Source organism: Skermanella stibiiresistens SB22, assembly GCF_000576635.1.
GTDB classification, from domain to species: Bacteria; Pseudomonadota; Alphaproteobacteria; order Azospirillales; family Azospirillaceae; genus Skermanella; species Skermanella stibiiresistens.
Window position 1 is genome coordinate 1 of the sequence record NZ_AVFL01000099.1, and the last position, 1,370, is coordinate 1,370.

The 1,370-nt window shown below is 67.1% G+C and carries 2 protein-coding genes; both read left to right on the forward strand.

The window, feature by feature from the left end; genetic code table 11:
• The coding region (locus tag N825_RS35600) for an ABC transporter ATP-binding protein (protein ID WP_037462370.1) at nucleotides 1–668 on the forward strand (668 nt) is incomplete at its 5' end.
• Nucleotides 661–1,370 (forward strand): ABC transporter ATP-binding protein (locus N825_RS35605; RefSeq protein ID WP_037462373.1); only part of this gene is annotated, 710 nt, incomplete at its 3' end. The genes N825_RS35600 and N825_RS35605, both read left to right, overlap by 8 nt.

A 1,370-nucleotide genomic window follows, 5' to 3' on the forward strand; every position in this document is an offset into this window, starting at 1 on the left:
GGGGCAGCATCCACGCGCTGATCGGTCCCAACGGCGCCGGCAAGACGACGGTCTTCAACCTGCTGACCAAGTTCCTGATCCCCAGCGGCGGCCAGATCCTGTTCAACGGCGACGACATCACCAAGGTCAAGCCGGCCGACATCGCGAGGCGCGGCCTCGTACGCTCGTTCCAGATCAGCGCCGTCTTCCCGCACCTGACCTGCCTGGAGAACGTACGGATCGCGCTGCAGAAGCGGCTGCGCGGCGACAACTTCGACTTCTGGCGCTCGGAGAAGACGCTGCGGGCCCTGGACGCCCGGTGCGACGAGCTTCTGGAGTCGGTCAACCTGGGTGGCTACCGCGACCTGACGGCGGTCGAGCTGCCCTATGGCCGCAAGCGCGCGCTGGAGATCGCCACCACGCTGGCGCTGGAGCCGGAGCTGATGCTGCTGGACGAGCCGATGGCCGGCATGGGCCACGAGGACATCGACCACACCGCCGCGCTGATCCGCAAGGTCTCGGCCAACCGCACCATCCTGATGGTCGAGCACAACCTGTCGGTCGTCTCCGACCTGTCGGACACGATCACGGTGCTGCGCCGGGGCGAGATCCTGGCGGAGGGTCCCTACGCGACGGTGTCGAAGGACCCGCAGGTCATGGAAGCCTACATGGGGACGGGACATGCCTGACGGACGGACCACGGGAACGGCCATGCTGGAGATCAGCGACCTGCACGCCTTCTACGGCGAGAGCCACATCCTGCACGGCGTCGGGCTGGAGGTGCGCAAGGGCGAGGTGGTGACGCTGCTGGGCCGCAACGGCGCCGGCAAGACCACGACGATGCGCTCGATCATGGGCATCGTGGGCAAGCGCACCGGCTCGATCCGGCTGGACGGGACCGAGTTGGTCGGCATGGCGTCCAACAGGATCGCCAGGCTCGGCATCGGCTACGTGCCCGAGGAGCGCGGCATCTTCTCCAGCCTGAACGTGGAGGAGAACCTGATGCTGCCGCCGACGATCAAGCCGGGCGGCATGGACGTCGAGGCGATCTACCGGCTGTTCCCGAACCTCAAGGAGCGCCGCAAGAGCCAGGGAACGCGGCTGTCGGGCGGCGAGCAGCAGATGCTGGCGATCGGCCGCATCCTGCGCACGGGCGCCGACTTCATCCTGCTGGACGAGCCGACCGAGGGTCTGGCGCCCGTCATCATCCAGCAGATCGGCCGGGTCGTGCGCGAGCTGAAACAGGCCGGCTTCACCATCCTGCTGGTCGAGCAGAACTTCCGCTTCGCCGCCACCATCGCCGACCGCCACTACGTGATGGAGGAGGGCAACATCGTCGACATGATCCCGAACGACCAGCTCGAGGCGAACATGGGGAAACTGCACGAGTA